Annotated in this window: 9 protein-coding genes; 4 read left to right on the forward strand and 5 right to left on the reverse strand. The window is 75.1% G+C overall.

Features of this window, described 5'->3' with window-relative positions:
• Positions 1–64 precede the first annotated feature (64 nt).
• Complete coding sequence (locus AC067J_RS37685) at positions 65–517, reverse strand: MarR family winged helix-turn-helix transcriptional regulator (RefSeq protein WP_478307138.1); 453 nt, start codon at positions 515–517, stop codon at positions 65–67.
• Positions 518–588: 71 nt separating this feature from the next.
• Here AC067J_RS37685 and AC067J_RS37690 point away from each other — a divergent pair, with 71 nt between their 5' ends.
• From AC067J_RS37690 to AC067J_RS37700, 3 genes are all read left to right on the forward strand, one after another.
• The gene (locus AC067J_RS37690; RefSeq protein ID WP_478307140.1) at positions 589–1,704 is read left to right on the forward strand and encodes an ABC transporter substrate-binding protein; all 1,116 of its coding nucleotides are present in this window, start codon (positions 589–591) and stop codon (positions 1,702–1,704) included.
• Between the two features lie 218 nt (positions 1,705–1,922).
• Complete coding sequence (locus AC067J_RS37695; RefSeq protein WP_478307142.1) at positions 1,923–3,359, forward strand: APC family permease; 1,437 nt, start codon at positions 1,923–1,925, stop codon at positions 3,357–3,359.
• 8 nt (positions 3,360–3,367) lie between these two features.
• On the forward strand, positions 3,368–4,387 hold the full coding sequence (locus tag AC067J_RS37700; RefSeq protein WP_478307144.1) for an acetamidase/formamidase family protein: 1,020 nt from the start codon (positions 3,368–3,370) through the stop codon (positions 4,385–4,387).
• 116 nt (positions 4,388–4,503) lie between these two features.
• Here the strand turns inward: AC067J_RS37700 and AC067J_RS37705 are convergent, their stop codons facing one another.
• The 4 genes from AC067J_RS37705 to AC067J_RS37720 form a co-directional block, all read right to left on the reverse strand.
• Positions 4,504–4,878 (reverse strand): hypothetical protein, encoded by a 375-nt coding sequence (locus tag AC067J_RS37705; protein WP_478307146.1) that lies wholly within the window; start codon positions 4,876–4,878, stop codon positions 4,504–4,506.
• Positions 4,879–4,912: 34 nt separating this feature from the next.
• A complete protein-coding gene (locus AC067J_RS37710; protein ID WP_478307148.1) occupies positions 4,913–6,298 on the reverse strand; it encodes an MFS transporter in 1,386 nt (461 codons plus the stop codon).
• Between the two features lie 147 nt (positions 6,299–6,445).
• Positions 6,446–7,426, reverse strand: coding sequence for an aminoglycoside phosphotransferase/kinase family protein (locus AC067J_RS37715; protein ID WP_478307150.1), 981 nt, complete (start codon positions 7,424–7,426; stop codon positions 6,446–6,448).
• 152 nt (positions 7,427–7,578) lie between these two features.
• Positions 7,579–8,088 carry an SgcJ/EcaC family oxidoreductase gene (locus tag AC067J_RS37720; protein ID WP_478307152.1) on the reverse strand — a complete coding sequence of 170 codons (510 nt, stop codon included), beginning with the start codon at positions 8,086–8,088 and terminating at the stop codon, positions 7,579–7,581.
• A gap of 328 nt (positions 8,089–8,416) precedes the next feature.
• Between AC067J_RS37720 and AC067J_RS37725 the strand changes: the two genes are divergently transcribed.
• Positions 8,417–9,181, forward strand: coding sequence for a MerR family transcriptional regulator (locus AC067J_RS37725; protein ID WP_478307154.1), 765 nt, complete (start codon positions 8,417–8,419; stop codon positions 9,179–9,181).
• Positions 9,182–9,358: the final 177 nt, after the last annotated feature.

A 9,358-nucleotide genomic window follows, 5' to 3' on the forward strand; every position in this document is an offset into this window, starting at 1 on the left:
GGCCTCGGCGTGCCCGGACCGCTCCCGGCACCCGCCGGGGCCTTTCCTCAAGCCCTGGAAGGGCCTAGGCCTCGGTGAGGTGCCTCAGCAGGGGGCCCGGGTCGGCGGTGCCGCAGGCGGTGCGGACGGCGGCGTCGTGGGCGGCGGCGAGGGCGTCGAGGCGGGCGAGGCGGGTGTGCCCGCGGCGCGAGAGGTGGGCGGTGACGCGGCGGCGGTCGTGCTCGTCCTGGCGGCGGTAGGCCCAGCCGGCCTCCGCGAGGGCGTCGACGATGCGGCTGAGGCTGGCCTGCGGGATGAGGAGGGCCTGGGCGAGGTCGCCCATCGACTGGCCCGCGTCCCCGGTGAGGGCCCGCATGACGCGCCACTGGTCGAGGGTGCAGCCCTCGGCCTCCAACTGGGCGGCGAGGCCCCGGGCCAGGCGGCGCTGGGCGACCGTGAGGAGTTCGATCAGCAGCGGCCGGTCGAGGTCCGCGGCGGGGGCGGAGCCGGTGGCGGGGGCGGTCGTCGATGGTGTCATGGCCGTGTCTCTTTCCCCGCCGTAGTACCTGCAGCTTGCCGGATCGGCTGTCATGACGATACTCGCAAGCGATGAGCGCCGACGTGAAGCTGTTGGAGCCCCTCGACGCGCTGCACCTCCCCCGCGAGGCGCCGGCGCTCCGGGTGGGCCTGGTCGTGCCGCAGTCCGGACCGCTGGGGCTGACCGGGCCCTCGGCGCTGGACGGCGCGCTGCTGGCCGCGCACGAGGTGAACGCGGGCGGCGGGGTGCGCGGACTGCCGCTGGAACTGGTGCTGGTGGACGGCGGCGGCACGCCCGCCGCGGTGGCCCGCGAGGTCGCGCTGCTGCTGGACGCCGGGGCGGTGGACGCGGTGGCCGGCTGCCACTCCAGCGACGTGCACCGGGCCGTGGAGGCGGTGGCGGCGGGGCGGGCCGCGTACGTGTTCACGCCGCCGCACGAGGGCGGGACCCGCCGGCCCGGGGTGGTCTGCACGGGGGCGGATCCGGTCCGGCAGCTGCACGGGGTGATCGAGCGGCTCACCGCCCGCCACCGGCTGCGCCGCTGGGCGCTGGTCGGCAACGACTACATCTGGCCGCGCGCGGTGCACCGGGCCGCCGAGGCGGCGGTGGTGCGGGCCGGGGCCGGGGTGGTCCTGGAGCGGCACCTGCCGTTCGGCACCACGGAACGGGCGCTGGAACCGCTGCTGGACGCGCTGCGGGCGGCCCGCGCGGACGCCCTCATGCTGAGCCTGATCGGTGCGGACCTGGTCCGGTTCAACCGGGTGCTGCGCCGCAGCGGCCTGGACCGGCGACTGGTGCGGCTCTCGGGGGCGCTGGAGGAGAACAGCCTGCTCGCGTACGGCGGGGACGACACCGGCACGCTGTACGCGGCGATGCCCTCGTTCGTCTCGCTCGCCGAGGAGCGGCGCCTGCGCCTGGCCGAGCAGCACCGCGCGGTGTTCGGACCGTACGCGCCGGTGCTGGACGCGTACGCGGTGGGCCTGTACGACGGGGTGCACCTGCTGGCGGCGCTCGCGTCGCGCGGCGAGCTGGTGCCGGCGGGCGGGCTGGCGCGGGCGGCGGCGCGGCTGCTGCGCGGGGACGACGCGGCGGTCCGGCGGGCCTGGGCGCGGGCGCCGCTGGGGCCGGGCGGGGAGGGCGTGCACCTGGCGCGGGCGGAGGGGCTGGGGTTCACGGTCCTGTGGTGAGGCGGGCGGCTGCGGCCCGCCGGTAGGTAGTCCTGCGGTAGGCCAGCGGCAGGCCGGCGGTAGGCCAGTGCGGCGGCCCAACGGCGCTTCGGTGAGGGGCCGGTGAGGGGCCGACGGCAGGTCAAGGGCAGGTCACGGCACGAAAACCCTTCCATTTGGAAATAACTGGCCCTACTGTCTCCCCCACCACCCCGGGCCCGTCACGGAGGAGAGCCACCATGTCCGAAGCATCCGCGCCCCAGAACATCGAGAGCTACGGCTACAGACAGGAGCTGCGCCGCTCCCTGCGCTTCACCGACCTACTGGTCTACGGACTGGTGTTCATGGTGCCGATCGCACCGTTCGGCATCTTCGGCAGCGTCTTCCAGGGCTCCGGCGGCATGGTCGCGCTGGCGTACGTGCTCGGCATGGTGGCGATGATGTTCACCGCCCTGTCGTACGCGCAGATGTCGCGGGCCTTCCCGATGGCCGGATCGGTGTACACCTATGCGGGGCGCGGCATCTCACCGCCCGTCGGGTTCCTGTCCGGCTGGATGATCCTGCTGGACTACGTGCTGGTGCCCGGCCTGCTCTACCTGATCGCCGGGGTGGCGATGAACTCACTGGTGCCCTCGGTGCCGGTCTGGCTCTGGCTGGTCGGCTTCGTGCTGCTCAACACCGCCGTCAACTACCTGGGCGTCGAGATGACGTCGAAGGTCAACAAGGCCATGCTGATCGGCGAGTTGATCGTCCTACTGGTGTTCGTCGGCTTCGGCCTGGCCGCGCTGGCCGCCGGCAAGGGCCGGGGCTTCGACTTCACCCCGGTCTACAACTCGCAGACGTTCTCGTGGAGTCTGGTGTTCGGCGCGGTGTCGGTGGCGGTGCTGAGCTTCCTCGGCTTCGACGGGATCTCCACCCTCGCCGAGGAGAACCGCGACTCCGCCCGCGCGATCGGCCGCTCCATGATCGCCGCCCTGCTGCTCGCCGGTTCGCTGTTCATCGCACAGACCTGGATCGCCTCCCTCCTCGTGCCCGCCCCGGACGCGCTGATCGCCCAGGGCGACCCGGACGGCACCGCGTTCTACGACGCGGCCAGGACCGCCGCCGGCGGCTGGCTCGCCACGCTGACGGCCGCGGCCACCGCCGTGGCCTGGGGGTTCGCCAACTCGCTGGTCGCCCAGGCGGCGACCTCCCGGCTGCTGTACGCGATGGCGCGGGACCGGCAGCTGCCCGCGTTCCTCGCCAAGGTCCACCCGCGCCACCGCGTCCCGGTGAACGCCACCCTGCTGACCGCGGGCGTCTCGCTCGTCCTCGGCCTCTACATGGCCTCGCGCGAGGACGGCATCACGCTGCTCTCCACCCTCGTCAACTTCGGCGCGCTGACCACCTTCCTCGTGCTGCACGTCTCGGTGGTGGTGCACTACGTCGTGCGGCACCGCAGCCGGGACTGGTGGCGCCACCTGATCGCACCGGTCCTCGGGTTCGCGATCCTCGCCTACGTCGTCGTCAACGCGGACATCGCCGCCCAGCGGCTCGGCTTCGTCTGGATGGGACTCGGCGCCCTGGTGCTCACCGGGCTGGTGCTCACCGGCCGCCGCCCCCGCCTGGCCATGGCCGCCGACCCCGCCACCGACCCCGCCACCGCGCCCGCGCCCGGCGGCTCCCCGTACGCCTAGGAGACCCCGTGAACCTGCCCGACGCCGTCCGCCTCTCCCCCTCCCCCGACGAGTACGCCTACACCTTCGGCGGACGCGCACCGCTGGTGACCGTCCGACCCGGCACCGTGGTCGAGCTGACCACCGAGGACTGTTTCGGCGGACGGGTGCGCGGCATCGGCGACCTGCCGAGCGCGGTCTGCGAGTTCCCCTACCTCAACCCGGTGACCGGCCCGATCGCGGTGGCCGGCGCCGAACCGGGCGACACCCTCGCCGTGCACTTCGTCGAGATCACACCGGCCCGGGACTGGGGGATCTCCAGCACCTTCCCGCACTTCGGGGCGCTCACCGCGACCCACACCACCGCGATGCTGCACGCGCCGCTGGAGGAGCGGGTCTGGGTGTACGAGCTGGACACCGCCGCCGGGATCTGCCGGTTCCGGGCCCGGAACAGCGACTTCACCGCCGAGCTCCCGCTGGACCCGATGCACGGCACCGTCGGCGTCGCCCCGGCCGGCGGCGAGACCCTGATGTCGATCACCCCGGGCGCGCACGGCGGCAACCTCGACACCCCGGAGATGCGGGCCGGCACCACCGCCTACTTCGGCGTCAACGTGCCCGGCGGGCTGCTGGCCGTCGGCGACGGCCACGCCCGCCAGGGCGAGGGAGAGGTGTGTGGGACGGCGGTGGAGACCGCGATGCGCACCACGGTGGTGGTCGACCTGGTCAAGGGCGGCGGACCGGTCTGGCCCCGGCTGGAGAACGACCGCTACCTGATCTCCACCGGCTCGGCCCGGCCACTGGAGGACGCCTTCCGGATCAGCCAGCACGACCTGGTGGGCTGGACCCGGGAACTGCTCCGCCTGGACGAGCTGGACGCCTACCAGCTGGTCAGCCAGGCCGGGTTGGCGCCGGCGGCCAACGTCTGCGACACCAACTACACGATGGCCGCCAAGCTGCCCAAGTCCCTGCTCGGCCGGGTCCGCGCGTACGACGGCCTGCACGACCGGCTCCGCGAGACGGCCGCCGCCTACCTGCGGCACCGCTGACCGCGCGGCGCGGGCCCGGCCGCCCGGCCGGGCCCGCGAACCGCGGTGGCGCCCTACGCCCTTGACGACGGTGGCCCGACTGGCCGTCAGTGGCCGCCTGCCGCCCGTCCCGGCCGTCACCTGCAACGGGGCACACTCGTCGCCGGCCTGCCCGCCGGCCGCCTCCGGGCCGCGCCGGCCGGCCTCGGCCTCGGCGCCGCCGGGGCGGGCGTGCGAACCACCTCGCAGACGGCGGTGCGCCCGGCGCCGCCGAAGGCGCCGGGGAGCACCCGGCGGGTGAGCCCGGCGGTCTCGCCCCGGCCGACGAGGAACCTGCCGCGGGCGGTGGTCCAGATCGTGTCGGCCCGGAAGAGGCCGGTGAACCCCTCCCGCAGTTCGCCGAGCTGCGCGTACCGTACGGTGGCGACGACCTTCTCGACGGCTACGGCTTCGGCTTCGACTGCGGCCCCGACCTCGGCATCGACCGCACCGGTGTTCCCGTTCATGTCCATGGCGACCATGATCAGAGTTCAAGTCCACTTGAAGTCAAGGGCGGGGGCGGGGAGGCGGCGGAGCGGGGAGGACGGGGTCCGGAAGCGCCGGAAGGGCCGGAGCGGGAGGGCCCGGAGCGGGGTCGGCGCCGGTCTGGGGCCGAGGGGGCGCGGAGCCGTACACGACGGCTGCGTCGGGGAGCGACCGTCGGCTCCGGATCGGCGAGAGGAGGACCGGGAGGAACGACAGCGCGACCATCACTCCGCCGACCCACAACGTGGCGTGCAGGCCGACCAGTTCGCCGAGCAGGCCGGCCAGCGCGGCACCCACCGGCATCGCCCCGGTCAGCACGAAGCGGAAGGTGGCGTTCATCCGGCCGAGCAGGGCGTCCGGCGTCATCCGCTGGCGCAGGCTGACGCCCAGCACGTTGTCCACCCCGGTCCTGCAGAGCAGCAGCAGCCAGCCGAACCCCGCCACGTACAGCCGGAACCCGTCGCCGATCAACGGGACCAGCAGGGCGGCGGGCACCGCCGCGAGGCCCGCCAGGACGAGGGTCCGGCCGTAGCCGACCCGGGCGGCGATCGGGCGGGCGCAGCGCGAGCCGAGCAGCACCCCGACCCCGCCCACCGCCCAGAACAGGCCCAGGGCACCGGCCGACAGGTGCAGCTCCCGGACGAACAGCACCGGGAGCAGGGTGTTGACGAGCTGGTAGCCGAGGTTGACGAGGGCGGCGGAGAGCGCGAGCGCCCGCAGCTCGGCGTTGCCGAGGACGTGCCGGACCCCCTCGGCGATCTGCTTGCCCAGGCCCGGCGCGGGCGCCGTTTCCGCCCCGGGAGGTGTCGCCGGCGTCGTCGGCACGGGGGTGCGGCGCAGGGCCAGCAGGCGCAGCGCGGAACCGAAGTGGCCGACGGCCGTCGCGACGATGGCGGCGGGCGCGGTGAGCAGTTGGACGAGCGCGCCGCCGGCACCGCGTCCGGCGATGTTGCCGAGGGCCATCAGGCCGATCACGGCGGCGTTCGCCTGCACGAGGTGTCCGCGGCCCACGAGTCGGGGCAGGACGCTCTGCGAGGCGATGTCGAAGAAGACGGTCGCGCAGCCGCCCAACAGGGCGACGGCGTACAGCTGCCAGAGGGTGAGGCCGCCGAACGCCCAGGCGATCGGGATGGACGCGTAGAGCACGGCCTTCGCCAGGTCGGCGGCGATCAGCACGCGCCGGTGGCGCATCCGGTCCACCCAGGCGCCGGCCGGCAGGCCGATGAGCAGGAACGCGACGGTGCCGAGGGTCGCGAGGGCGCCGACCTGGCCGGCGCTCGCGTCGAGGGCGGTGACGGCGATCAGCGGGATGACGACGTAGCCGACGTTGGTGCTGAGCTGGACGAGGGCGGTGGCGGTGAACAGGGTGCGGAAGTCGGGTATCCGCCAGGGTGATTCGGGGGTCATCGTCCGTTCGTTCGGTCGGGGGCGGGGGTCCGGGTCCGGGGGTGGGGGTCCGGGGGTCCGGGGGGGTCCGGGGGTCCGGGGGGCTGATGGCGCCGTCCCTCGGGCCGGCGTGGGGGACGGCGGACGGACGGGCCGGGTCCGGTCCCGCTACCCGCCGTCCCCGGCCGAGGCGTCCAGCTCGCGCACCGTCCCGGCCAGGGCGGCCCAGGAGTCGCGGGCGTCCTCGCTGTCGCCGTGCGGCGAGCGGAACCAGTGCAGGTAGGCGTCGACGTCCTCCAGCGCCCAGCGCAGCCGGTACAGGGCCAGCGCCGCCGGGCGCGGTGTGTGGCCGGTGGCGTCGGCGTAGCGGGCCAGCTCCTCGGCGTCCGCGCCGGTCAGCCAGAGGTCGCGCTCGGGCGCGGCCAGCCCGACGGTGTCCCAGTCGACCAGCAGCACGCGGCCGGGCGGGCGCAGCAGGTTGCCGGGGTGCGGCTCACCGTGGGTGACGACGAGGGGGCCGTCGAGCCCGTCGGCCAGCCGGTCGAAGCGGTCCAGCGCCCGGCGCAGCCCCGCCGCGTGGTCGGCGACCAGGGCCCGCGCGCGCTCGCCGTACGGTCCGGCGGTCCACGGCCGTGTGCGGTCCGCGAGGGCGGCGTCGAGGCGGGCGCGGGCGGAGAGTCGCGGGCCGCGGTGCGGCACCGGGGCGGGCGCCTCGGAGCGGTGCAGTCGGGCGAGCGCGTCCACCAGCCTGGCCCGGTCGGCCGGGGCGAGCTCCTCGCCGAAGTGGCCGGTGGCGCCCTCGACGTGCGGGAAGACGCTGAGCGCGTACCGGTCGCCGAGCCGGACGGCGGTCTCGCCGTCGGCCGCGGCCTCGGGGGCGACCACGAGGTCCAGACGGCGCAGCGCCCGGGCCGTGGCCATGGCCCGGCGCAGCCCGGCGTACGCGGACTCCGGCTCGGGACCGCAGTGGCTCTTGTGGGCGAGGTCGGCGAGGGTGACGAACCAGCGCCGCCCGTCGGTGCCGGCCGCCGTCCAGTGGTGGTCGCCGTAGCCGACCGGCGCGTAGGCGAGGTCGGCGGCTTCGATGCCGAAGGCGCGCAGGCCGCTCCGGAGCCGGTGGTCGTCGAGGTCGTCCGGTCGGGTCTTCACTGCGGCGAGGCTAGTGAGCGGCGGCTGCGGGGGCTCGGGATTTTCCACCGGGTGGGCGGTTTCCGGCCAGACCGGCCCGGGGGCCGGGCGCGGCCGCCGCCGGGAGGTCCCGGGCCTTCGGCCGGTCCCGGCGCAGCCCGGGGGCCTGCCGGTCAGCCTTCGGCCGGGAGCACCGAGGAGTGGTGGTTGACGATCAGCCACGTGCCGCCGCGCTTCTCGTACTCGTACGTGTAGCGGGCGTCGACCCGTTCGGTCACCCCGGTCGCCGGGTCCGTGAGGTGGAAGCGGTAGAGACCGGCGTCGATCGCCGAGTCGGCGTCCAGGACCCTGACCACCGAGCGGATCTTCTCGCCGCGCGGGGTCTTCCGCAGGAAGTGCTCGAAGTAGTCGGCGATCTCCTCGGGGCTGGTGCGGATCCGCGGCGAGGCGGTCGGCAGCAGCACCGCGTCGGCCGCGTACCGCGCGGTGACCCTCGCCGGGTCGCCGGTCCGCAGGGCCGCGTTCCACTGGTCGAAGAGGGCGGCGATCTCGCGCTCGGTCGTCCTGCCGCGGCGGCCCTGCTCGTCGCCGGCCCGGGCGACGCCGACACCGGCGGTGAAGGTGCCCAGCGCGGCGACGGCGGCGGCGGCGAGAGCGGCGCGGGTGCGGATCGTACGGTTCATCGGTGCTCCTGGTCGGGAGGGTGTGCGGTCTCCGGTGTGGGATCACTCTCGCGAGGGACTGGCCGGCGTCCGTACGGAGCACAGCAAAGACGCGGCCAAGGCTCGGCCAAGAAGCCTTGGGGGAACAGGTGCGGGCACCGGGCGGGCCGGTTCGGCACCGAACCGGGCGGATTGCGGCACGGACGGACGACCGCACGGACGGGGCGGCGGCACCGGTGGGGGCGCCCGGGCCCGGCGCAGGGGCTTGAGGTTGCCGCAGCGGCAGCCCCTACCGTCCTGAACCAGGGCCGGACCGACCGGCCCGGTGGGGATACGTGAGGGAGGACGCATGACCGCCTGGCCCATCGCCGACGTGGCCCGGATGTCCGGCGTGACCGCCCGGACGCTGCGGCACTACGACGAGATCGGACTGCTGCCGCCCGCGTGGATCGGCTCCAACGGCCACCGGTACTACGAGGAGCGGGACCTCCTGCGGCTCCAGCAGATCCTCGTCCTCCGGGCGCTGGGCCTGGGGCTCTCCGAGATCGGCCGGATCCTGGCCACCCAGGTGGACGAGCTGGAGGCCCTACGCGGCCACCACCGCCGGCTGCTCGCCGAGCGCGACCGGCTGGACGCGCTGGCCGGGACCGTCTCCCGCACGATCACCGAACTGGAGCGATCCAGGAAGGACGGCACGCCGATGACCGAGATCAACCGGCCGGAGAACCTGTTCGAAGGGGTCCGGCCCACCGACTACGAGGAGGGCCTGCGCGAGTTCCCGGAGCTGGCCGAGGCCACCGAACGGGCCACCGCCGGGATGAGCCCGGAGGAGGTCGAGGCCGGGCAGCGGGAGCGCACCGCGCAGATGATCCGCCTGGCCGAGCTGATGGCCGCCGGCCGGCCCGTCGACGACGAGCCGGTGCGGGCGGAGATCGAGGCGCAGCACCGGGCGCTGACCGCGATCCGACCGGTACCGGCCGGGGAGTTCCGCGCGATGGGCCGGGCCTGCGTGGAGAACGAGCAGTGGCGGGCCGCGTACGAGGCGATCGCGCCGGGCCTGGCCGCGTACCAGCGGGACGCGATCGAGGCGTACGCGGCGACGCTGCGGGCCTGACGGAGAGCCCCTCGGCGGGGGCCGGGGGGGCAGGTGAGGCGGGGCGGGGGCGGGCGGGCGGACGGGGCCGCCCCCCCCCCCCCCCCACCCCGGGCCCCCCCCCCCCCCCGGGCCCGCCCCCCCCCCGGGGGGCCCAACTAAGTTTTTGAAAAAAAATTTAAAAAACCCGAATTAATG

The sequence above is a fragment of the Kitasatospora sp. NPDC042419 genome (genome assembly GCF_056437345.1).